The sequence below is a fragment of the Rugamonas sp. DEMB1 genome (assembly GCF_029834475.1).
Classification (GTDB): Bacteria; Pseudomonadota; Gammaproteobacteria; order Burkholderiales; family Burkholderiaceae_D; genus Rugamonas; species Rugamonas rubra.
The window spans coordinates 2,031,625-2,053,907 of the sequence record NZ_CP122407.1 but is presented as its reverse complement, the minus strand read 5'-3'; the positions used below and the strand labels follow the sequence as shown (position 1 = coordinate 2,053,907).

The window sequence follows — 22,283 nt, the reverse complement described above, 5'->3', positions numbered from 1 at the left end:
AGTCTTTTCAGCGCCGCCAACCGGGCCAAGGCGGCGCCCCGGCGCCGCCGCGCACACCGAGTCCCGCATGAAGGGAGGGCCAGATGCCAAGGCGAACGCTGCACGCCGCGCGCCCCGACGGCGCCGCCCCGCCATGCCCGCTGCCCGCCGTGCTCCGATGAGGGCGGCCGCCAGCACGTTCGACACGCCAGCCGCGCCGGTGTCGGCCGCGCCGGCGCCATGGCCAGGGCCGGGGCCGGCGCCACGGCCGACACAGCGGCCGGGGCGCTGGCGAGCGCGGCCGCCGTCCCGGCCGGCGGCATGGCTGCCGACGCTGGCCCTGACCCTGGCGCTGGCCGCGCCGGTCGGCGCCGACGACCTGGCCGCCCTGCCCGAGCCGCAGATCAAGGCCGCCTACATCCTCAACTTCACCCGCTACGCCAGCTGGCCGGCCGCCGCCTTCGCCGACCCGCGCGCGCCGCTGGTGCTGTGCCTGCTGGGCCAGGGCACGGCCGACATCGGGCGCGAACTGCACAGCCGCAGCGCCGGCGCCCACCCGCTCGAGCTGCGCAGCCTGGCCCGCGGCGAGGACGCGGCGGCCTGCCACGCCCTCTACATCAGCGCCGCCGAGAAGCCGCGCCAGGCCGCCCTGCTGGCGCGCCTGCGCGACCAGGCCGTGCTCACCATCGGCGACTCGGCCGGCTTCCTCAACGACGGCGGCATGATCAACCTGATGCTGGTCGACGGCAGCATCCGCTTCGAAGTCAACCTGAACGCCACCAAGCAGTCCGGCCTGGGCCTGAACCCGCGCGTGCTCGGCCTGGCCGAACGCGTCGTCGGCGGCGGCGCCAAATGAGCCCCCGCCCCGCCCTGGTGCCGCTGCGCGACCTGGCGCTGCAGCGCAAGCTGCTGCTGGTGTCGGTGCTGACGGCGGCCATCGCCATGCTGGCCGCGCTGCTGACGCTGGCCTCCTACGACGTGCTGGCGGTGCGGCCGCGCCTGGTGCAGGGCCTGGCCAGCCGCATGGAGCTGGTCACGCTGAACCTCGACGTCGACCTCAACTTCGGCGACCGCGGCGCCGCCAAGCGCACCCTGGCGGCGCTGCGCGGCAGCCCCGACGTGCACGGCGCCTGCCTGTTCGACGCGCGCCGCCAGCTGTTCGCCCAATTCAGCCGGGGCGGCGCCACGCCCTGCCTGTGGCCGGCCGACCTGGCCGGTCTCGGCCACCGCTTCCACGGCGACTTCCTGACCATGCTGATGCCGGTGCGCTTCGAGCGCGAGGTGGTCGGCTACCTCGAGGTCGAGTACGCCATGCCGCTGCTGGGCACGCGCCTGCGCCAGTACGGCCTGGTGCTGGCGGTGGTGCTGCTGACCCTGTTCATCGGCAGCCTGCTGCACATGCTGGCCCTGCGCCGCCTGGTGACCCAGCCGCTGCTGGCGCTGTCGCGCGTGGCCGACCGCGTCACCCGCGAGCAGCGCTTCGACCTGCGCGCGCCCGTCGTCGCCCACGACGAGGTGGGCCGCCTGGCCGAGGCCTTCAACGCCATGCTCGCCACCATCGCCACCCGCGAGACCGAGCTGCGGCGCAGCCAGTCCCTGCTCAACAGCATCATCGAGAAGACCTCGGCGATCATCTACGTCAAGGGCATGGACGGCCGCTACCTGCTGGTCAACCAGCGCTTCCGCCAGATCCTGCCGCCCGGCACGCCCGAGCCGATCGGCCACCACGACACCGAGCTGTTCCCCGAGGACAGCACCGGCGTGATCCTCGAGAACGACCGCCAGGTGCGCCACAGCGGCCAGGCCGTCACCTACGAGGAGGTGGTGCCCGACAGCACCGGCGTGCCGCTGACCTACCTGTCGGAGAAGTTCCCCCTGCTCGACGAGCACGGCAAGATCTGGGCGATCTGCGGCGTCTCGACCGACATCAGCGAGCGCAAGAAGGGCGAGGTCGAGCTGATGCAGTACCGCGACCGCCTGGAGGAGCTGGTGCAGGTGCGCACCGAGCAGACCGTGCACGCCAACGCCGAGCTGGCCGAGTCGCTGGCCACGCTGCAGCTGGCGCAGGACGAGCTGGTGCGCAGCGAGAAGCTGGCCGCGCTGGGCGCCCTGGTGGCCGGCGTGGCGCACGAGCTCAACACGCCGATCGGCAACAGCCTGCTGGCCGTCAGCACGCTGATCGACCAGACCAGCAGCTTCGCCAAGCAGAGCGCCGAGGGGCTCAAGCGTTCGACGCTGATGGCCTTCATCGACAGCGTCGGCGCCGGCGGCGAGATCGTGCTGCGCAATCTGCACCGCGCCGTCGACCTGGTGGCCAGCTTCAAGCAGGTGGCGGTCGACCGCACCACCTCGCAGCGCCGCCTGTTCCAGCTGCACGACGTGGTCAACGAGATCCTGCTGGTGCTGCTGCCCAGCTTCAAGAAGAGCGGCATCACGGTGCGCCAGGAGGTGCCGCCGGACATCGAGATGGACAGCTACCCCGGCCCCTTCGGCCAGGTGATGATCAACCTGATCAACAACGCCCTCAGCCACGCCTTCGACGGCCACGACAGCGGCGAGGTGCTGGTGACGGCGCGCCGCCTCGACGGCGGCATGATCGAGGTTTGCGTCAGCGACAACGGCGGCGGCATCGCGCCGGAGAACATGGGGCGCATCTACGACCCCTTCTTCACCACCAAGCTGGGCAAGGGCGGCTCGGGGCTGGGCCTGAACATCGTCTACAACATCGTCTACGGCCTGCTGGGCGGCAAGATCGACGTCGACAGCACGCTCGGCGTGGGCACGCGCTTCGTGCTGGTGTTGCCGGTGAAGGCGTAGCGGCGGGGCGGCGTCAGCCGTCCGCGTTGGCCAACAGCCGCATCAAGAACGACTCGAACTGGCGCGCCTCGTCCACGCTGAAGCCGTGCAACAGGCGGTTGAAGACGGCGATCGAGGCCGCCCGCAGCACCGGGTGGATGGCGATGCCGGCCTCGGTCAGCTCCAGCTTGACCGAGCGCCGGTTCTCCTGGCTGCGCACGCGGCGCACCAACTGTTTCTGCTCGAGCCGGTCGAGCATGCGCGTCATCGCCCCCGGGTCGTAGGGCATCTCCTTGCACATCTGCGCCGCGTTGTCGCAGCGGCCCTCGGCCAGCATCGACACCACCACGTACTGCGCGGCGGTCAGGTCGAACTGGAGCATCTCGCGGTCCAGCGCGTCGACCATCTCGGCCCGCGCGCGGTGCACCAGGGCGCCGATACTGGAGCGCGGCTGGTAATTCTTCTGCGTGTAGATTTGCCGCATGGAGCGTCCTGGTTCAAGAATCGATTGTCAGGCAGGGGCGCGAGCGCCCTACTTCCCCTTGCGCGCGTAGGTCGCTTCGATCTCCGTCGACAGCCGGCCCTGCAGCGCCTTGCGCTTCAGCTTGAGCGTCGGCGTGATCAAGCCCTGCTCGACCGTCCACGGCGCCATGCTCCACGACACCGTGCGCGGCACCGCATAGTAAGGCAGGTGGTTGCAGCCGTCCTTGATGCGGGCCAGCAGCGCGGCGTGCACGGCCGTGGCGTCGGCCTCCAGCATCGCCGACACATCCACGCCCAGTTCCTTGGCCAGCGCCGGCCACAGCGTCCGGTTCAGCACCACGAAGGCGGCGATGTACGGACGGTTCTCGCCGACGATCATGGCTTGCTCGAACATCGGGTCGGACATGATCGCCAGCTCGACGTCGGCCGGCGCGATCTTCTCGCCGGTCGAGGTGACGATGATCTCCTTGATGCGGCCGGAAATGCGGATGTGGCCCTGTTCGATCACCGCCTGGTCGCCGGTGCGCAGCCAGCCGTCGGCCGTCATCGCCAGCGCGGTGTCCTCGGGGCGGCCCCAGTAGCCCTGCATGACGCAGGCGCCGCGCACCTGCAGCTCGCTGGCCTCGCCGATCCGCACGTCGACGCCCGGCAGGGCGCAACCGACCGTCGCCGGCCAGTTGTTGTCGAGCGCGTTGGCCGCCACCACCGGCGAGGTCTCGGTCATGCCGTAGCCCTGCAGCAGCGGGATGCCCATCGCCAGGAAGGTGCGCGCCACGCCCATCGGCATGGCGGCGCCGCCGGTCACGGCGCAGCGCAACCGGCCGCCGAACACGGCGCGCACCTTGCTGGCCACCAGCTGGTCCAACAAGGGCCAGACCAGGGCGTCGAGCACGCCACCGGCGCCGGCTTCCAACGGCAGCTTCTGGCGCCGGCAGAAGCGGCTCCAACCGACCGCCTGCGCCTTCTCGAACAGCATGCGCTTGGCGCCGCCAGCCTGCGCCAGGCCCTCCTGGATTTTGGCGTGGATGCGCTCATAAATCCTCGGCACCGAAATCAGGATGGTCGGCCGGACGATCTTGAAGTCCTCGCCCAGCAAGGCCACCGAGCGGGAAAAGGCCACGCAACTACCGGCCGCCATCGGCAGGTAATAGCCGGCCGTGCGTTCGAAGGTGTGCGACAGCGGCAGGAAGGAGAGGAACACGTCGCTGGGCTGGGGATGCACGCGGCTCATCACGGCGCGCACGTTGGACACCACGTTGCGGTGGCTCAGCATGACCCCTTTTGGCCGGCCGGTGGTGCCCGAGGTGTAGACGATGGAGGCGAGCTGCTCCGGCTGCACCGGCGGCGCGATGGGCAGCGACGGCGCGGCGCCCTGGCCCAGCCAGGTGCCGACGTGCTCCAGCGCCGGCCAGGCGGAACGGTCCTGCGCCTCGTCCGCCGCCATGTCCTCGACGATGACGACCTGCTTCAGATCGGGCAGCGCGCCGCTGCTGGCGACAATGGCCTGCCATTGCTTGAGCGTGGTGGCGATCAGCAGCGAGGTTTGGCAGTCGCTCAGGATGTAGCCGATGCTGGCCGGGTTGTCGAGCGCGTGCATCGGCACGGTGACCAACCCCAGCGCCAGCGCCGCCTGGTCGGCGCAGATGGCGGCGACGCTGTTTGGCAGCAGGATGGCGACCCGCGCGCCGCGCGCCAGGCCGAGCTTGGCGATGGCGGCGCGCCACAGGTCCACTTGCTCGACCATCTGGCGCCAACTATGGCTCACCCACTGCTGCGCGGTCGGATCGAACTGGCGGTATGCCTCGGCGTTGGGACTAGCTTGCGCACGCCACGCGAACAATGCGTCCAGGGTTTCAATGCCGTCGATCGACTGGCTTGTGTTGGGGAGTGTCATGCGCGCGTTCCAATGTATTCTCGATTGCGGGAAGATACTTGCCTAGGCAATGATTGTCAAGGCAGCTCTGTCGGCGGCGAATACCGGAAGCATTGAAGCGGCGCGCGCGTTCAAATGCACATGATTCTGTTTGCGACGCGAACTATTTACACTTCTCGTCCATCATCGTCATTTTCTTCTTCATCGTTTCAGCCGAGTCGCCCTTCATGTGCTCGGCCATCATCGCCTGGCGCTCCTCCGGCGTTTTCCCGCGCATCATATTGGCGTGCATCTCGCACATCCTCTTCATCTCCATCATCGGCATTTCCCCGTGTGCACCGGTCTTGGCTCCACCGGCCGGCGCCGCCGATTGTGGATGATGGCCACGGTGCTCGTCCTGCGGTGTGGCGCAGCCGGCCAGCGCCAGCAGGGTGGCGATCAGGGCGGCGGATGGCGCGAAACGGTGGGCGGATTTCATGGGGGCCTCTTGGGAATATTCCGGGTGATGGAAATGCGCGTCGGCAACAAACCGGCGCAACTGGCAGCTCGCGATGGCAGGACCATTGTGTCGCGCCCGATTCACCATTAGATTGATCTAGGTCAAAACGTTCTCTGATCGCGAAGCAACGTCCACGGCGGTGTCGGCTCAGGCCGGTGCAAGGAAGCTTGTATTTTTGGCCTTTTTCGGTGCGTTTTGATCCATATCAATTTTTTCCCGCACTCGCGGAACTACGATGAACCGCTCCAGCGCGAGGCCGCCCTTCCCCGGCGTGCTCCGCCCAACGATTTCAAGCCGAGGCAAACCGATGGAAATCCAAGCACCCGCAGCGCCGAGCTTCCTGCAGCAACCGACACGCCACCTGTTCTTCACCGGCAAGGGCGGCGTCGGCAAGACCTCGCTGTCGACCGCCACCGCATTGGCGCTGGCCGACGGCGGCAAGCGCGTGCTGCTGGTGAGCACGGACGCGGCGTCCAACCTCGACGAGATGCTCGGCATCACGCTGGCCAACGCGCCCACCCCGGTGCCCGGCGCGCCCGGCCTGTGGGTGCTCAACATCGACCCGGACACGGCGGCCGAGTCCTACCGCCGCCGCGTGCTGGCGCAGATGGGCGCCGCCGCCAGCGACGGCGAACGCGCCACCGTGCGCGAGCAGCTGTCCGGCGCCTGCACCACGGAAATCGCCTCCTTCGACGAATTCGCCTCGCTGCTGTCCGACGACTCCAGCGCCTACGACCACGTGGTGTTCGACACGGCGCCGACCGGCCACACGCTGCGCCTGCTCAGCCTGCCCAAGGCCTGGAGCGGCTTTTTGGAGGACAACGACCGGGGCGCCTCCTGCCTGGGACCGCACTCGGGCCTGAAAATGCAGGAGGCCCACTTCAAGGCCGCGTTGGCGGCGCTGGGCGACGCCGCCCGCACCACCATCGTGCTGGTGACCCGGCCGGACAAGGGCGCGATCAACGAGGCCGAGCACGCCTGCGAGGAGTTGCGCGCGCTGGGCGTGGACAACCAGCGGCTGGTCGTCAACGGCGTGTTCCAGGCCAGCGATCCGAGCGACGCGGTGGCCTGCGCCATCGCCGAGCTGGGCCGGCAGGCGCTGGACGCGCTGCCCGCCTCGCTGCGCGCGCTGCCGCAGGACCGCGTGCCGCTGCGCGCCTTCGACACCGTCGGCCTGCCCGCGCTGCGCGCGCTGCTGGCGCCGGCCGCCGCGGCCGACCACGCGGCCGAACTTGCGGCCGAACTTGCGGCCGATTCAGCGGGCGGTTCAGCGGCCGCTTCGGCGGCCTCGATGGCGACAGCCGAACCCGTGCTGTCGCAAGGCGGGCTGGACGCGCTGGCCGACCAACTGGCGGCAGCCGGCCACGGCCTGATCATGGTGATGGGCAAGGGCGGCGTCGGCAAGACGACGGTGGCCGCCGCGCTGGCGCTCGGCCTGGTCCGGCGCGGCAAGAGCGTCCACCTCAGCACCACCGACCCGGCCGCGCACCTGGCCGCCACGCTGGAGGGCGAGGTGCCCGGCCTGCTGGTCGGCCGCATCGATCCCGAGATCGAAACGCAGCGCTACATCGACAAGATCATGGCGGCCAAGTCGCCCGCCCTCAACGAGCAGGAACGCGCGCTGCTGCTGGAGGATTTGCAGTCGCCGTGCACGCAGGAGGTGGCCGTGTTCCACGCCTTCTCCAAGGTGGTCGGCGAGGCGCGCAGCGCCTTCGTCGTGCTCGACACGGCGCCCACTGGCCATTCGCTGCTGCTGATGGACGCCACCGGCGCCTACCACCGGCAGATGGTGCGCGAGTTCGCCGGCCACACCGGCGCGCGCATCGTCACGCCGCTGATGCGGCTGCAGGACGCCAGCTACACCAAGATCATCCTGGTGACGCTGCCGGAGGTGACGCCGGTGTCGCAGGCCGCCGCGCTACAGGACGATCTGCGCCGCGCCGACATCCAACCCTACGCCTGGGTGCTCAACAAGAGCATCCTGGCGTCGGGCACGCACGACCCGGTGCTGGCCGCCAGAATGGCGGGCGAGCGCAAACAAATGGCGCGCATCGCCGGCGGCCTGGCCGAACGGCTGTTCGTGCTGCCATGGCGCAGCAAGGCGCCGGTCGGCGTCGCCGAGTTGAGCGAGCTGGTGACGGCGCCGTAGCCGGGCGCGGCAGCCGGCCCGGGGCGGCGGGCGGGTCGACGCTCAGGTCGACAGTTTTCGGCCGAGTATGCTCTCGACGGTGTCGACCTTCGACTTCAGCCGGCCGGCCGGGCCGGCGCGGTAGTCGATCTTGATCTGCGTGCTGATGCGCTCGCAGTCCGTCTCCATCGCCTCGAAGCAGGCGGTGACGACCGCCATCACCTCGGCCCATTCGCCTTCGATGATGCTGCCCATCGGCGTCAACTGGTAGGGCAAACCGCTCTTGTCGATGATGTCCAGCGAGCGTGCCACATAGCGGCTGACGCTTTCGCCCTGGCTCATCGGCGACATCGAAAATTCAAGCAAAACCATGGCAAACCTTTCAATTACGTGTTCCGCGCGGCGGCCGCCGCCCGGCGGCATCAATGCGGCACAGGCGTCCTACTTGCCCAGCAGCGCCAGCGACTGTTCCCATTCCGGCACCCACTCGTGCAAAAACTCGTGCTGCTGGAAGGCCTTTTTCAGCCGCGAGATCGGCACGCGGTAGACGTCGTTCAGGCCCAGCGCCAGCGTGATCGGATTCCACACGGCGTTCTTCTTGGTCTTTTTGACGCTGCTCTTCACCCGCGCGCCGTCGTCGCTGAAGATGCCCAGCGCGTCGGTCAGCGCCTGCTCCAGATCCAGGCGCGCCATGCCGGCGAAGGCCGCCAGCACCTGCTCGCGGTTGATGCCGGCCTGCGACTCCTTCGCCGCCTCGACCTTCACCGGCACCGGCTCGGCCTCGCGTTTCAGCTTGGCGGCCAGCCGCTCCAGGTCGCGCTTCTGGAAGCGCAGCTCGTGCAGCTCGCGGCGGAAGCCCGGTTCGGGCAGCTTGGTGACGATCTTGTAGGCGTCCTTGGTGGTCGTAATGAGCACGTCCGCGCTGCCGGCGGCAAGCCGCTGCGTGTCGCCTTCGAGAAAGATGGGTGCCGCGTAGCCGCCGTTGGCGTCGCCGAACAGCTCGGGATAGGCGGCGTCGTAGTCCAGCCAGACGTAGGGGATCAGTTCGTTCTCGATCAACCGCGCCAAGGTCCACGGCGTGGCGGTCTGCTGCGCCAGCCAGTCGCAGGCCTCTTCGGTCGTCGCCCGAAATGGTAATTCAATCATTGTCATAGTCTACTTTCATTTCCCAAAAATTCGATAAATTCACCTGGTCGTCTCACGCCAGCCCCAGCGCCTTCAAGCGCCGGTACAGCGTGCGCTCGCTCAGGCCCAGGTGCGCGGCCAGCGCGCGCCGCGTGCCGCGAAAATCGCGCACCGCTTGTTCCAGCGCGGCGCCGTCGATGGCGCCGTGCTCCACTACCGCCGCCGTCGCCAGCGCCGCGGGCGCCGCCAGTGCCGGCCGCAGCGGCAGGCCGCCCAGCGGCGGCAACTGCGCGCCGCGGATCACGCCGTCGTCGCTGAACAGGCGCGCCCGCTCCAGCACGTTGCGCAGCTCGCGCACATTGCCCGGCCAGTCGTGGCGCTGCAGCTGCGCCATCGCCTCCGCCGTGATGGCCAGCGCGCGCCGGCCCGGCTCGCTGTGCTGCAGGAAGGAGTTGACCAGCAGCGGAATGTCGTCGCGCCGCTCGCGCAGCGCCGGCAGGTGGATCGGGAAGGCGCTGATGCGGTAGTACAGGTCGGTGCGGAAGGCGCCCTCCGCCACCATGCGCTCGAGCGGCTTGTGGGTCGCCGCCACCAGGCGGAAGTCGGCGCGCAGGCTCTCGACGCCGCCGACGCGCCGGTACGTGCCCGTCTCGATCAGGCGCAGCAGCTTGACCTGCATCGCCAGCGGCACGTCGCCGATCTCGTCGAGGAACAGCGTGCCGCCCTGGGCCGTCTCCACCAGGCCCTGCTTGCGCGCGCTGGCGCCGGTGAAGGCGCCCTTCTCGTGGCCGAACAACTCGCTCTCGAACAGCGTCTCGGTCAGGCCGGAGCAGTCGACCACCACGAAGGGGCCGCCGGCGCGCGCGCTGGCCTCGTGCACGGCGCGGGCGAACAGCTCCTTGCCGGTGCCGGACTCGCCCAGCAGCAGCACCGGCAGCATGGCCGGCGCCACCCGCTGCAACGCGGCGATGGCCTGGTTGAAGGCCGCCGAGCGCCCCACCAGGCCGGCGCCGCTGGGCCGCGCCGAGGCGCTGCGCACCAGCACCAGCCGCTCGACGTAGGCGCAGATCTCGCCCCCGCTGTTGAGGATGGGGCGCAGCTCGACCTCGACGTGCTCCGGTCCGCGCGGCGTGTGGTGGATGTGCAGCACGCGGTCCGGGCCGTGCGACTCGCGCACCCGCGTCATCGGGCAGTGCTCGCCGGCCTGGTCGCAGGGCAGATCGTAGTGGTGCGAGATGCGGTAGCACTTGTGGCCGATGTACGGCTGGTCGACGCTGGCGAACTGGCGCTGGTAGGCGGTGTTGGCGGCGAGGATGTTGTACTCCGGGTCGAGCACGATCATCGGCTGCGCCTCGTGCTCCAGATACGACAGCAGCGCCTGCAACTGGGCGCGCTTGGGCAGGTCCGGCACAGAACCGGTGGCGGCGCAGGAGGGGCTGGCCGCGCCGACGGCGGCCGGGACGATGGGGATGGTGCGCGACATGAACTCTCCTGACGATGCCCGCCACTGTGCGCCATCGCTGCCACGCTGTCAACAACACTGCCAAACCACTGCCACTGCCAAGCGCAATGGCAGCGTCCATGCCCTTGTCAGGCGCGATCCTGATACGAAACGTCGCCAGATCAAGCGCTTGCGGTATCGGTAGCGCCCCCATCAGGCTGGCACACATATTGCGGTAAGTAATTACTTGCCCCACGCGCCACAGGAGTTCCATCATGCCCAGCAGTAGCAACAACAGCGCCCTCCAGGTCGAGGGCTACTTCGACCCCGCCACCTGGACCGTCAGCTATCTGGTGCTCGACAGCGCCAGCAAACAATGCGCGCTGATCGACAGCGTGCTCGACTACGACCACAAGTCCGGCCGCAGCAGCACCGCCCACGCCGACCGCCTGGTCGCCCGCGTGCGCGAACTGGGCGCCAGCGTGCAGTGGATACTCGAGACCCACGTCCACGCCGACCACCTGTCGGCCGCGCCCTACCTGAAGCAGCAACTGGGCGGCGCCATCGGCATCGGCCAACACATCGCCGAGGTGCAGCACGCCTTCGGCACGCTGTTCAACGCCGGTCCGGAGATGGCGCAGGACGGCAGCCAGTTCGACCACCTGTTCGCCGACAACGAGGAGTTCCACATCGGCGGCCTGGCCTGCCGCGCCCTGCACACGCCCGGCCACACGCCGGCTTGCATGAGCTACGTGGTCGGCGACGGCCGCCAGCGCGCCGCCTTCGTCGGCGACACCCTGTTCATGCCCGACTACGGCACGGCGCGCTGCGACTTCCCCGGCGGCGACGCGCGCACGCTGTACCGCTCGATCAACCGCGTGCTCAGCCTGCCGGCCGACACCCTGCTCTACATGTGCCACGACTACCAGCCGGGCGGCCGCGAGCTGCGCTACGTCAGCACGGTGGCCGAGCAGCGCGCCCACAATATCCACGTCCGCGACGGCATCAGCGAGGCCGAGTTCGTTGCCATGCGCAAGGCGCGCGACGCCACGCTGGAGATGCCGACGCTGATCCTGCCGTCGGTGCAGGTGAACATGCGCGCCGGCCGGCTGCCCGAGCCCGAAGCGAACGGCATCCGCTACCTGAAAATCCCGCTCAACGCGGTCTGACCCGAAGACAGCCATGCAATCAACCTTGGACCTCCGGCCGCTGGCGCCGGGCCTGGCGGTGGCGCCGCAGATCGGCCCGGCCGACATCGTCGCGCTGCACCAGGCCGGCTACCGCGCCATCGTCTGCAACCGTCCCGACGGCGAGGCGGCCGACCAGCCGCTGTTCGCCGAGATCGCCCAGCTGGCGCGCGAGCTGGGCCTGCAGGCGCACTACCTGCCGGCCGAATCGGGCCGCGTCAGCGACCAACAGGCGGCCGATTTCGCCGCCCTGTTCGACCGCCTGCCCAAGCCGGTGCTGGCCTACTGCCGCAGCGGCATGCGCTCGACCACGATGTGGGCGTTGTCGCAGGCGGGCAGGCTGTCGCTGCCGGAGATCGTCGCGGCCGCCGGCCGGGCCGGCTACGACATGAAGGGCGTGGTGCGGCGCATCGTCAACCAGGGCCGCACGCCGGTGGAGGTGGCCGAGGCCGAGCACTGCGTCGTCATCGTCGGCGCCGGCGCGGCCGGCGTGGCCACCGCCGCCAGCCTGTTGGCGCGCTACCCGGAACTGGACGTGGCCTTGATCGACCCGGCCGAGGTGCACTACTACCAACCCGGCTGGACCCTGGTGGGCGCCGGCGTGTTCGAACCGGCCAGCACGGCGCGCACCATGGCCGCCACCATCCCGCGCGGCGCGCACTGGATCAAGGCCGCCGTGGCCGCCTTCGAGCCCGAGCGCAACGCCGTCATCCTCGACGGCTGCCGCGTGGTGCGCTACCAGCAGCTGGTGGTCTGCCCCGGCATCAAGCTGGACTGGCAGGCCGTGCCCGGCCTGGCCGAGTCGCTCGGCCGCCACGGCGTCACCTCGAACTACCTGTACCACCTGGCGCCCTACACCTGGCAGCTGGTGCGCAAGCTGCGCGCCGGCAGGGCCGTGTTCAGCCAGCCGCCGATGCCGATCAAGTGCGCCGGCGCGCCGCAAAAGGCCATGTACCTGTCGGCCGACCACTGGCGCCGCGCCGGCCTGCTCGAGCAGATCCGCATCGACTTCTACAGCGCCGCGCCGGTGCTGTTCGGCGTGCCAGACTACGTGCCGGCGTTGATGGAGTACGTCGCCGCGTACGACATCGACCTGCACCTCGGCCACACCCTGTGCGCGGTGGACGGGCCGCGCAAGCGCGCCAGCTTCAGCCGCGTGCTGCCCGACGGCGGCAAGGAGATCGTCGAGCGCGACTACGACCTGCTGCACGTGGTGCCGCCGCAGACGGCGCCGGACTTCATCCGCGTCAGCCCGCTGGCCGACGCCGCCGGCTGGGTCGACATCGACCCGGCCAGCCTGCGCCACCGCCGCCACGCCAACGTCCACGGCCTGGGCGACGCCGGCAACTCGGCCAACGCCAAGACCGCCGCCGCCGCGCGCAAGCAGGCGCCGGTGGTGGCGCACAACGTGCTCGCCGCGCTCGGGTTGCTGGACGGCGCGGCGCAGTACGACGGCTACGGCTCCTGCCCGCTCACCGTCGAGCGCGGCAAGATCGTGCTGGCCGAGTTCGGCTACGGCGGCAAGCTGGCGCCCAGCCTGCCGACCTGGCTGGTCGACGGCACCCGCCCCTCGCGCCTGGCCTGGCTGCTCAAGGCGCGCATGCTGCCGCCGCTGTACTGGAAGGGCATGCTCAAGGGCCGCGAATGGCTGGCCAAGCCGGAGTTGAGCGACCGATGAGCACCCTCCTCCCCCCCCGGCCAAGATGCCAGCAAAGCCGGCGAAACCCAGCGGCAAAGAGCCGGGGTCGGCCCCATAAGGGTCTGACCCCAGGTTTGCGGGTTTGGGCGCTACTCGCGCTAGCTGCGCTCTCGCCGACAGTCCACGCGGCCACGGCGCCGCTCGCCGCCACGCCGACGGTGGCCGCGCTGGGCCTGGCCATCGGCGTGGTGCTGGCGCTGACCGGCGCCGGCGGCGGCATCCTGGCGGTGCCGGCGCTGGTGTTCGGCGCCGGCCTGGGGATCGCCGACGCCGGCCCCATCGGCCTGCTGGCCGTCGGCATGGCGGCCAGCCTTGGCGCGCTGCTGGGGCTGAAGGCCGGCATCGTGCGCTACAAGGCGGCGCTGCTGGTCGCCGGCGCCGGCATCGTTTGCTCGCCGCTCGGCCTGTGGCTGGCGCAACGCACGCCCAACCGGCCGCTCAGCTTCGTGTTCGCGCTGGTGCTGCTGTACGTGGCCTGGCGCGCCTGGCGCCGCGCCCATCCGCACGTGGCGGCGGCCGACGACGCGGCCGCCGCCAGCGTGCACGCGGCGCGCGCCGCCGCGCGCGCCGAGCCGCCCTGCCGGCTCGACGCCGGCCGTGGCAAGCTGGTCTGGACGGCGCCCTGCGCCCGCGCCCTGGCCGTCTCCGGCCTGCTCGCCGGCGCCCTGTCCGGCCTGCTCGGCGTGGGCGGCGGCTTCGTCATGATCCCGGCGCTGCAGCGCTACACCGACCTGGCCATGCAGTCGGTGGTGGCCACCTCGCTGGCGGTGATCGCGCTGGTGTCGCTGTCCGGCGTGGCCGCCAGCGCCGCCAGCGGCCACCTGCAGTGGGCCGTGGCGCTGCCGTTCTCGGCCGGCGCCATGGCCGGCATGCTGGCCGGCCGCGCCATCGCCGGCAAGCTGGCCGGCCCCCGGCTGCAACAGGCTTTCGCGCTCTTGTCGGCCGCCGTCGCGGCGGCGCTGATGGCCCGCTCCGTGCTATAAAGAGTCGCGCGCCAGGGCGCGTGCGACGCCGTGATTCACCATTCATCGTTCATGCCACACAAGGAAACCACTATGACCATCGCCTGGAACGCATTCACCCCCTGGTCCGCCCTGCTCGGCGGCGCCCTGATCGGCCTCGCCGCCGCGCTGCTGATCCTGTTCAACGGCCGCATCGCCGGCATCAGCGGCATCCTCGGCGGCCTGCTGCGGCCGCTGCGCGGCGACATCGGCTGGCGCGCCGCCTTCATCGCCGGCCTGCTCGGCGCGCCGCTCGTCTACAGCCTGTTCGCCGCCCTGCCGCCGGTCAGCATCGCGGCCGGCGACGGCGCGCTGGTGTTGGCCGGCCTGCTGGTCGGCGTCGGCACCCGCTACGGCTCCGGCTGCACCAGCGGCCACGGCGTGTGCGGCCTGTCGCGCCTGTCCTGGCGCTCGCTGGCGGCCACCGCCGTGTTCATGGGAGCCGGCTTCGCCACCGTCTTCGTCGTCCGTCATTTGTTGTCGTTTTAAGGAGTCGCATATGTTGATCGTGAGCGCATTGTTGGCCGGCCTGGTGTTCGGCTGGGGCTTGATCGTGTCGGGCATGGCCAATCCGGCCAAGGTGCTGGGCTTCCTCGACCTGGCCGGCGACTGGGACCCGTCCTTGATGCTGGTGATGGGCGGCGCCATCGGCGTCGGCGTGCTCGCCTTCGCGCTGGCGCGGCGGCGCAGCCGCAGCTGGCTGGGCGCCGAGATGAAACTGCCGACGGCGCAGACCATCGACCGCCGCCTGGTGGTCGGCAGCGGGCTGTTCGGCATCGGCTGGGGCATCGCCGGCATCTGTCCCGGCCCGGCGCTGGTCGGCGCCGGCATGGGCCTGCCGAAGATGCTGCTGTTCGTCGGCGCCATGCTGGCCGGCATGCTGCTGTTCGAGGCGATCGAACAGTGGCGCCGCAAACAGGCGGCGCCGCAAACCCGCGCCGGCTGAGCGCTCTCCAAGGTGCCGGGCACCTGGCCGGCAGGGCACGTTCGGTCGGGCGCCGCAACGCCGGGAACGACTCGGCGCCGCCCAGCGCCAAGCCCAGGCCGCCCTCCTCCAGCAGCTGCGCGCCGCCGATCCGCTTGGCGCAACACGGATCAGGACGACACGTCCTGCTCGGCGTGGCCAAGCTGGCGGATCGCGTACTGCTGCGTGGACGGCTTGAGCACGGCGTCGAAGCGCACCAGCTCGGCCGCCGCGTCCACCTTCAGGCGCGCCGAGATCAGGAAGTCGACCCGGTTGACGCGCGTGCCGCGCACGCGCAGCGAGGCGCTGACGGCGGTCAGCCTCGGCTCGTGCCGCTCGATGGCGCGCCGCACCGCCGCGCAGATCAGCTTCTGGTCCTCGCTGCTGGTCAGGCACATGCCGGCGAAGTCGATCAGGCCGTAGTTGACGATCGAGTTGCCGACCTCGGGAAACGCTTCGAGCAGCCCGGCCGGCAGCGCGGCGCGGGTGTTGAGCAGCGCCTCCAGGTCGCGCGCCACGGCGTCCTTCAACTGCTCCAGCGTCCAGCCGGCGCGGCCGCCGCGCGTGGCGGCGTGCGGCTGGTCGTCGAGCAGGCGGTCGAACAGTCCGGGGGCGTAGTGCGGTGTCATGGCGGCTCCTGCTGGCGGCCGCCGGGGCCGGCGGGAAGACCCATTGTCCGTCAATTGCCGCGCGACAATTTGGCGCCGCTCAAACGAACGCTGCGGCCGCCACGCGCCGATGCCGCGGGCTTGCCGCCGGCTTGCCCTAACAAGGCTACGCGCCGCCTCGGGGCGGCAGCAGCCAACGCGCCGCCGTCGCCACCACGCTGTCGCTGAGGGCGCGCGTCAGCGCCGTCTGCACGTTCCAGCAGCGCCAGGCCAGCGCCACGTCGACATGGGCGCCCGGCGTCAGGTCGAGCAGCGTGCCGGCCGCCAGCGCCGCGCCGGCCTGCTGCACGGGCAGCATGCCGTAGGCGTGGCCGGCCTCGAGCATGCGCACCACGCCCTCCGAGGTGCCGAAGGCGTGCTGCGGAAAGGCGCCGTCCCAGCCCAGCTGCTGGCGCAGGTAGTTGCGGTGCAGCGCGTCGTGCTGGTCGAACACCAGCGCCGGCGCGCGCGCCGCCGCCTCGGCCGTCAAGCCGTCGGCGAACCAGCGGGCGGCGAAGGCCGGCGCGGCGACGCAGTGGTAGCGCATCACGCCCAGCGGCGTCATCACCGTGCCGGCCACCGCCTCGGCCGAGCTGCTGACGCAGGCCACCACGCGGCCCTCGCGCAACTGGCGCAGGGTGTGGTCCTGGTCGGCGATGCGCACGTCGATCAGGCAGCTGGTCGGCGTCAGCAGCGGCGCCAGCGCCTCGGGCAGCCAGGTGGCGGCGCTGTCGGCGTTGACGGCGATGGCGAACCGCGGCAGCGCCCGCGCCGCCGCCGGCGCCGTCTCCAGCGCCGATTCGAGCAACTGCACCTGGCGGTAGTGGGCGATCAGGCGCAGGCCGCGCTCGGTGGCCTGCGGCGGCTGGCTGCGCACCACCAGCAGCGCGCCGACCGCCTCCTCCAACGCGCGCAGCCGGTGCGACACGGCCGGCTGGCTGATCGACAGCTGGACCGCCGCCCGTTCGAAACTGCCGCTGCCGACCACGGCGTCGAGCGCGGCCAGGCCGCGATAATCGATGGCGCTCATTATATTTTTGAATGAATGGTGAATATCATTCATTATACTAATCCACTTCGGCTGCTTATGCTGGCGTCCTGTCAAACCAAGGGGACGTCATGTTGAGCAGTGTGTTTTTCAAGGGAATCGGCCTGGGCGGCAGCCTGATCATCGCCATCGGCGCGCAGAACGCCTTCCTGCTCAAGCAGGGTCTGCAGGGACGCCACGTGCTGCTGTGCGCCGCCGTCTGCATGGGCTGCGACATGTTGCTGATCGGCCTGGGCGTGAGCAGCGTCGGCCGCGTGGTGGCCGGCAACGCCGCGCTGCTGGGACTGATCCGCGTCGCCGGCGCCCTGTTCCTGTTCGAATACGGCCGGCGCGCCGCCTGGGCCGCCTGGCGGCCGAGCGGCCCCGATCCGCTGGCGCCGGGCGGCGCGGTGCTCGCAACAGGCCCGAGCGGCGCGGCCACAGCTGGGCCGGGCATCGCCTCGGCGGCGCTGACCCGGCGCGGCGCGGCCCTGCGCACGGCGCTGGCGCTGAGCCTGCTCAACCCCCACGCCTGGCTCGACACCGTGGTGCTGCTCGGCGCCATCGGCGCGCAACAGCCCGGCGAGACGGGGCGCTACGTCTTCGCCGCCGGCGCCATGAGCGCCTCGCTGCTGTGGTTTTCCTGCCTCGGCCTGGGCGCCCGCCTGTTGGCGCCGCTGTTCGCCCTGCCCCACGCCTGGCGCGTGCTCGACGGCCTGATCGCCGCCACCATGTGGGGCATCGCCCTGTCGCTGGTGTGGCCTTGATGGGGCATGGAATGCGGCGGGCGGGCGAATTAGTACACAAATGAAGAAGCTAGGCAATCATCCAAGGTGAGCATTGCCGCCGCCCACCCGGCGGGACTATAGTGGCGCGATGGAAACTGAAGCCACCGTCCCGCCCGCCGCCCCGTCCGCCGCCCCGCACACCCTGTTCGACGATATACAGGCGCTGGTCGCCGGCACGCTGCTGATCTCGCTGGGACTGGCGCTGCTGGGCAAGGCCAGCCTGATCACCGGCGGCACCGTCGGCATCGCCTTCCTGCTGCACTACGCCAGCGGCGTCAGCTTCGGCAAGCTGTTCTTCCTGATCAACATCCCGTTCTACCTGCTGGCCTGGAAGAAACTCGGCTGGGTGTTCACCCTCAAGACCTTCTGCTCGGTGCTGCTGCTGTCGCTGTGGTCGGAGCTGCTGCCGCTGGCCTTCAAGATCGACCAGATCAACCCCGCCTACGCCGCCGTCATGGGCGGCCTGCTGGCCGGCGTCGGCCTGCTGATCCTGTTCCGCCACCGCGCCAGCCTGGGCGGCGTCAACGTGCTGGTGCTGTACCTGCAGGAGCGCTACGGCTGGCGCGCCGGCTATGTGCAACTGGCGCTCGACGGCACCATCACGGCCTTGTCGATCCCGCTGATCTCGCCCAGCGCCATCGCCATGTCGCTGCTGGGCGCGCTGGTGCTCAACCTGACCATCGCCATCAACCACCAGCCCGGGCGCTACGTGGCGATCTGACGGCGTCGCCGGACGATGTCCGCCGCGCCGCCATCGTCACAACCAGATCGCCAGCGCCGAATACGCGGTCAGCGCCACCATCACGCCGCAAAACACCTTCTGCCACAGCGGGTCGGCGAGGAACTTGCGCAGCAAGGCGCCGGCGCCGGCCCACACGGAAATGCAGGGCAGATTGACCGCGCAGAACACCAGGCAGTACAGCAAAATGGCCAGCGACACCGGCAGGTTCTGCGGCAGGAAGGCGGCGCCGCCGGTGATCGCCATGACCCAGGCCTTGGGATTGCAAAACTGGAAGGCGGCGGCCGCCAGGAAGCCCATCGGCCGGTGCGCCGCCTCGACCTGGCGGTCGAAATTCATGCTGCGCAACTGCCAGGCCAGGTACAGCAGATAGCCGGAGCCGGCCACCTTCAGGGCGATTTGCAGCGCCGGCAGCGCCATCACCAGCGCGCCGATGCCGGCGGCGCAGATGCCCAGCAGTACGCCGAAGCCGATGGTGATGCCGAGCATGTGCGGGATCGAGCGGCGGAAACCGAACCAGATGCCCGACGAGGTCAGCATGATGTTGTTCGGCCCCGGTGTGATCGACGAGACGAAGGCGAAGGACATCAGGGGGATCAGCGGCATCAGGGCGTCCATGGCGCGCCTCCCTGCCGTGGCGCGACGGCGCCGATGACGGTGGCGGCGGCGGTGGCGGCGCGGGCCGCGGCGGCGGCGCGAATGCGGTACTGGCGAACGATGGTCGACATGGGATCTCCTGTAGGTGAAGACCCATGCTAATCGACAAAACCAATACAGTACCGGTACAGTCCACCAGATAAACGGTGACATTGTGCCGGTGTTTTGACCAGTACACGTCACCTGCCCCCCCCACCTCCGTCCGAACGCGACGCTGGTCTGGATCAAGCACCGGGCGCCACGAGCGGCGCGTCGGGCGCCGGCGCCGGCCGGCGCGGGAACAAAACCGCCGGCCGCGCCGTCCTACCCTCTGTGACTGGCGCGCCGCCGCGCCGCGTCCATTCGGAGGGAGCACCATGAAGCACTGTCTCGTCGTCTACTATTCGCGCACCGGACGCACCGCCAAGGCCGCCACCGCCATCGCCAACGGCTGCCACGCCGATCTGGAGCAGATCTACTACGCCAACGGCAACGACTACCTGCCCAGCGTGCCGCGCGCCTTGTGGCAGGCGCTGAGCGGGCGCCGGCCGGCCCTCGCCGCGCCGCGCCACGATCCGGCCGAGTACGAGCTGGTCGTGCTCGGCACGCCGGTCTGGGCCGGCCGCATGGCGCCGCCGTTGCGCAGCTATATCGCGGCCCAGCGCGCCGGCCTGCGCCGCGTCGCGGCCTTCTGCACGCAGGGCGGCAACGGCGGCGCCGACGTGCTGGCGGCGATCGCCGCGCTCAGCGGCCAGCCGCTGCTGGCCACGCTCACGCTGGACGGCGAGCTGTTCGAGCGCAGCGCCTACGTCGAGCCGGCGCGCGCCTTCGGCGGGCGCGTCGAGTTCATTCTCGGGCAGACCAGCGGCGCGCCCGCCTGAGCGCGACGGCGCGCGCCGCCGGCCGGAACGGGCTCGCCGGACCGCTCCGCTGCAAAGCGGCCCGGCGCATCCGCCCCATCAAACCGCGCCGGGGCGGCACGGCGCCATGGCGCGGCGCGGCGCCGCCACCTGGCCGCGCCGCCGCAAGCAGGCCATCGCCGCCAGCCCCAGGGCGAGCGCGGCCAGCGTGCCCGGCTCGTCGACCTGCAGTATCACCTGCGGGTTGACGTTGGCCAGGCCGACGATGCGGTCGCCGGCGGCGTCGCCAAGCAATATATCGTCGGCGACGATGATGGTGTTGGCCGGCACCGGCGGCGGCGGCATCGTCACGTTGAAGGCCAGCGTGCCGAGCAGGAAGGAGTCACCCTGCATGGCGCGCAAGGACGCGCCGTCCAGCAGCGACACCTCGGCCAGGTGCAGCTGGCCGGGCGCCACCAGGTCGACGAAGCCGAGCGCCGAGCTGGGGTCGCCCACCGCGCCCAGACCGGGGCCGAAGGCCGACGGCAGGCCGGCGACGAACTGGAACAGGGTCGGGTCGAACAACAGGTCGAACTGGAAGGCGCCCAGCTCGGTGTTCAGGCCGCCCGAGCGCAGGCCGTCGATGTTGACGTCGAGCAGCAGCGTGCCGCCCGGCGCGACCTGGAAGCCGCCCCGCGGGTCGAGCGTGATGGACAGGGCCCGCGCCGACGGCAGCCAGGCCAGGGTCAGCAGCCACAGCATGGCCGCACAGCATATCTTCTTCATGATCAAGTCTCCCATGTGGAAAAACCGGCCGTCGCCGGCCGGGACAGGCGCGCCGCCTCACTTGGCGCAGCGCGGCTTGCCGCAGCCGGCCACCAGTTTGCGCACGTCGAGGATGGTGATGCGGCCGTCGTGGTCGAGGTCGCGCGGATCGGTCGGCCCCAGCGCGGGCGTGTTCAAGCCGGTCAGGATGATGTCGACGTCGGCGCTGTCGACGGCGCCGTTGCCGTCCAGGTCGCCGGCCGGCATGCCCGGCATCGTGTAGGTGATGGTCAACTCGGAGAAGTCGACCATCGTGTCGTCGGCGAACACCAGGTCCAGGTGCTGCTGCGCCTGCAACATCGCAAACAGGTTGACGATGCTGTCGGGCGGCCCGGAGACGGTGGCGCCGGGGTTGGTGGCGCGCAACGGCAGCTTGGCCAGGTTCAAGTCCAGCAGGTAGGTCCGGCCGAACTGCGGGGCGCCGCCCAGCAGGTCGAACAGCGTGACCACGTTGGTGGAAATGCCCACCGCCGCAGTGCTGTCGTTGTAGTAGATGATGTCGTTGACGACGTTGTCGCCGGTCATCTGGACGCGGGCGGCGACCTTCGCCGAAGTGATGATGGCGCCGGGCGGCAGCGTGAAGTTGTGGGTCATGCCGACCGGCATGTTGTCGGCCGCCACGTCCAGATCGACGCCGGCTCCCTGCCCCACCGTGTTGGCGAACACATCCAATATGGCCTGCACATGGGCCGACTTCGGCGCGGCGTCGGCCGCGTCGCCGCCATGGAAATCGTCGCGGTCGCCGACCAGGCTGTCCGGCCCGGCGAAGTGCGCGCCCAACACCTCGGTGGGCGACGCGTTGATATTGTAGGGGTCGAAGAACAACCAGTGGTTGACGCCGAGGACGTCGGCCGCGTCGATGCGGATCTCGTTGACGCCCTCGTGCAGCGCGGGGGTCAGGTCCATCGGCACGACGATCGGTTGGCTGTTGGGCTGCTGGTGCTGGGTCAGCAGGTAGTGGCCGATGACTTGGCCGTTGACCGTCAGTGTCAACTCGTCGTCGGCCGCGACCAGCGCGATCAACTGGCTCAGGCCGCCGGGCGGGATGTCCAACATGTAGCGGAACCGGGCGGCGTTCGGCGGGCTGCCGGAGCCCGGCAGGCCGGGACCGGCCCAGTGCCACATCTGGTCGCCGTGCACGCCCAGCGAGTTCAGGCGCGGATTCGGCATGGTGAGCGGATTCGGATACGGCGCGTAGGCGGGGATCCAGTTGACGCCGTCCACACTCGATTGCCAGCCGCTGCCGTCGGCGTGGCCGGCGCCGCTGAGCAGCTCGATGAAATGGCCCGGCTCGGCCGCCAAGGCCGGCCCGCCCAGCAGCAGCGCGGACGCCGCCAGCGCCAGCAGCGCGCGCCAGATGCGGCGCGGCGCCCCCGTTTGTCTCCAGCACGGCTTGTCTAGCATCTTCATGATCTAGTCTCCTCGTGGTTCGAACTGCGGGTGGAAAAACACGTCAACGCGGCAAACCCCGGCCGCGACGCTGCCGGGGCCGGGGTTTGTGCGAAGGAAGATGCAAGATCGGCGCCAGCGCCGGCAAGCCCTTGAAGACTATGCGTATTGTGGAGGGGCACGGGCGCGGAGCGGCGCGGGTGGCAAGTATTCCGACA

At 70.4% G+C, this 22,283-nt stretch carries 23 protein-coding genes; 11 read left to right on the top strand and 12 right to left on the bottom strand.

Going from position 1 to position 22,283, the window contains the following annotated elements; translation table 11 throughout:
• Positions 1 to 133 precede the first annotated feature (133 nt).
• Together QC826_RS09535 and QC826_RS09530 are read left to right on the top strand one after the other, a co-directional pair.
• A complete protein-coding gene (locus tag QC826_RS09535; protein ID WP_279765371.1) occupies positions 134 to 835 on the top strand; it encodes a YfiR family protein in 702 nt (233 codons plus the stop codon).
• Positions 832 to 2,796 (top strand): ATP-binding protein, encoded by a 1,965-nt coding sequence (locus tag QC826_RS09530; RefSeq protein WP_279765370.1) that lies wholly within the window; start codon positions 832 to 834, stop codon positions 2,794 to 2,796. The genes QC826_RS09535 and QC826_RS09530 overlap by 4 nt, the downstream gene beginning before the upstream one ends.
• A gap of 13 nt (positions 2,797 to 2,809) precedes the next feature.
• Here QC826_RS09530 and QC826_RS09525 read toward each other — a convergent pair whose 3' ends face one another.
• The 3 genes from QC826_RS09525 to QC826_RS09515 form a co-directional block, all read right to left on the bottom strand.
• A complete protein-coding gene (locus QC826_RS09525) occupies positions 2,810 to 3,259 on the bottom strand; it encodes a MarR family winged helix-turn-helix transcriptional regulator (RefSeq protein ID WP_279765369.1) in 450 nt (149 codons plus the stop codon).
• 48 nt (positions 3,260 to 3,307) lie between these two features.
• Complete coding sequence (locus tag QC826_RS09520; protein WP_279765368.1) at positions 3,308 to 5,152, bottom strand: AMP-dependent synthetase/ligase; 1,845 nt, start codon at positions 5,150 to 5,152, stop codon at positions 3,308 to 3,310.
• Positions 5,153 to 5,294: 142 nt separating this feature from the next.
• Positions 5,295 to 5,609 (bottom strand): hypothetical protein, encoded by a 315-nt coding sequence (locus tag QC826_RS09515; RefSeq protein ID WP_279765367.1) that lies wholly within the window; start codon positions 5,607 to 5,609, stop codon positions 5,295 to 5,297.
• Positions 5,610 to 5,937: 328 nt separating this feature from the next.
• Between QC826_RS09515 and arsA the strand changes: the two genes are divergently transcribed.
• Entirely contained in the window at positions 5,938 to 7,779 is a 1,842-nt protein-coding gene (gene arsA / locus QC826_RS09510; protein ID WP_279765366.1) for an arsenical pump-driving ATPase, read from the top strand.
• A gap of 42 nt (positions 7,780 to 7,821) precedes the next feature.
• On the opposite strand, the gene QC826_RS09505 is transcribed toward arsA, so the two are convergent.
• The 3 genes from QC826_RS09505 to QC826_RS09495 form a co-directional block, all read right to left on the bottom strand.
• Positions 7,822 to 8,130 carry an MTH1187 family thiamine-binding protein gene (locus QC826_RS09505; RefSeq protein ID WP_093386802.1) on the bottom strand — a complete coding sequence of 103 codons (309 nt, stop codon included), beginning with the start codon at positions 8,128 to 8,130 and terminating at the stop codon, positions 7,822 to 7,824.
• Positions 8,131 to 8,199: 69 nt separating this feature from the next.
• Positions 8,200 to 8,904: a hypothetical protein gene (locus QC826_RS09500; protein ID WP_313872851.1), complete on the bottom strand. Its 705-nt coding sequence runs from the start codon at positions 8,902 to 8,904 to the stop codon at positions 8,200 to 8,202.
• 52 nt (positions 8,905 to 8,956) lie between these two features.
• Positions 8,957 to 10,285 carry a sigma-54-dependent Fis family transcriptional regulator gene (locus QC826_RS09495; RefSeq protein WP_279766430.1) on the bottom strand — a complete coding sequence of 443 codons (1,329 nt, stop codon included), beginning with the start codon at positions 10,283 to 10,285 and terminating at the stop codon, positions 8,957 to 8,959.
• A gap of 314 nt (positions 10,286 to 10,599) precedes the next feature.
• Here QC826_RS09495 and QC826_RS09490 point away from each other — a divergent pair, with 314 nt between their 5' ends.
• The 5 genes from QC826_RS09490 to QC826_RS09470 all read left to right on the top strand — a co-directional run bounded on the left by QC826_RS09490 (position 10,600) and on the right by QC826_RS09470 (position 15,157).
• On the top strand, positions 10,600 to 11,493 hold the full coding sequence (locus QC826_RS09490; protein ID WP_279765361.1) for an MBL fold metallo-hydrolase: 894 nt from the start codon (positions 10,600 to 10,602) through the stop codon (positions 11,491 to 11,493).
• Between the two features lie 25 nt (positions 11,494 to 11,518).
• On the top strand, positions 11,519 to 13,189 hold the full coding sequence (locus tag QC826_RS09485; RefSeq protein WP_279766429.1) for a bifunctional protein tyrosine phosphatase family protein/NAD(P)/FAD-dependent oxidoreductase: 1,671 nt from the start codon (positions 11,519 to 11,521) through the stop codon (positions 13,187 to 13,189).
• A 179-nt stretch (positions 13,190 to 13,368) separates the two neighbouring features.
• A complete protein-coding gene (locus QC826_RS09480; RefSeq protein WP_279766428.1) occupies positions 13,369 to 14,193 on the top strand; it encodes a sulfite exporter TauE/SafE family protein in 825 nt (274 codons plus the stop codon).
• A 72-nt stretch (positions 14,194 to 14,265) separates the two neighbouring features.
• Entirely contained in the window at positions 14,266 to 14,700 is a 435-nt protein-coding gene (locus QC826_RS09475) for a YeeE/YedE family protein (RefSeq protein WP_279765359.1), read from the top strand.
• Between the two features lie 10 nt (positions 14,701 to 14,710).
• Positions 14,711 to 15,157 (top strand): YeeE/YedE family protein, encoded by a 447-nt coding sequence (locus QC826_RS09470; RefSeq protein WP_279765358.1) that lies wholly within the window; start codon positions 14,711 to 14,713, stop codon positions 15,155 to 15,157.
• A 149-nt stretch (positions 15,158 to 15,306) separates the two neighbouring features.
• Here QC826_RS09470 and tssE read toward each other — a convergent pair whose 3' ends face one another.
• Together tssE and QC826_RS09460 are read right to left on the bottom strand one after the other, a co-directional pair.
• Positions 15,307 to 15,804 carry a type VI secretion system baseplate subunit TssE gene (tssE, locus tag QC826_RS09465; RefSeq protein ID WP_279765357.1) on the bottom strand — a complete coding sequence of 166 codons (498 nt, stop codon included), beginning with the start codon at positions 15,802 to 15,804 and terminating at the stop codon, positions 15,307 to 15,309.
• Between the two features lie 145 nt (positions 15,805 to 15,949).
• Positions 15,950 to 16,852 (bottom strand): ArgP/LysG family DNA-binding transcriptional regulator, encoded by a 903-nt coding sequence (locus QC826_RS09460; RefSeq protein WP_279765356.1) that lies wholly within the window; start codon positions 16,850 to 16,852, stop codon positions 15,950 to 15,952.
• Between the two features lie 89 nt (positions 16,853 to 16,941).
• On the opposite strand from QC826_RS09460, the gene QC826_RS09455 reads away from it, so the two are divergent.
• A complete protein-coding gene (locus QC826_RS09455) occupies positions 16,942 to 17,616 on the top strand; it encodes a LysE/ArgO family amino acid transporter (protein ID WP_279765355.1) in 675 nt (224 codons plus the stop codon).
• 109 nt (positions 17,617 to 17,725) lie between these two features.
• Positions 17,726 to 18,358: a YitT family protein gene (locus QC826_RS09450; RefSeq protein ID WP_093386841.1), complete on the top strand. Its 633-nt coding sequence runs from the start codon at positions 17,726 to 17,728 to the stop codon at positions 18,356 to 18,358.
• 36 nt (positions 18,359 to 18,394) lie between these two features.
• On the opposite strand, the gene QC826_RS09445 is transcribed toward QC826_RS09450, so the two are convergent.
• Positions 18,395 to 18,994, bottom strand: a complete 600-nt coding sequence (locus tag QC826_RS09445; protein ID WP_279765354.1) for a LysE family translocator — start codon at positions 18,992 to 18,994, stop codon at positions 18,395 to 18,397.
• A complete protein-coding gene (locus QC826_RS09440; RefSeq protein ID WP_279765353.1) occupies positions 18,982 to 19,104 on the bottom strand; it encodes a hypothetical protein in 123 nt (40 codons plus the stop codon). The genes QC826_RS09445 and QC826_RS09440 overlap by 13 nt, the downstream gene beginning before the upstream one ends.
• Before the next feature lie 285 nt (positions 19,105 to 19,389).
• Here QC826_RS09440 and QC826_RS09435 point away from each other — a divergent pair, with 285 nt between their 5' ends.
• Positions 19,390 to 19,893, top strand: a complete 504-nt coding sequence (locus tag QC826_RS09435) for a flavodoxin (RefSeq protein ID WP_279765351.1) — start codon at positions 19,390 to 19,392, stop codon at positions 19,891 to 19,893.
• A 78-nt stretch (positions 19,894 to 19,971) separates the two neighbouring features.
• Here the strand turns inward: QC826_RS09435 and QC826_RS09430 are convergent, their stop codons facing one another.
• Positions 19,972 to 20,637: a cohesin domain-containing protein gene (locus tag QC826_RS09430; RefSeq protein ID WP_279765349.1), complete on the bottom strand. Its 666-nt coding sequence runs from the start codon at positions 20,635 to 20,637 to the stop codon at positions 19,972 to 19,974.
• Positions 20,638 to 20,694: 57 nt separating this feature from the next.
• Positions 20,695 to 22,086, bottom strand: coding sequence for a hypothetical protein (locus QC826_RS09425; RefSeq protein WP_279765347.1), 1,392 nt, complete (start codon positions 22,084 to 22,086; stop codon positions 20,695 to 20,697).
• Positions 22,087 to 22,283: the final 197 nt, after the last annotated feature.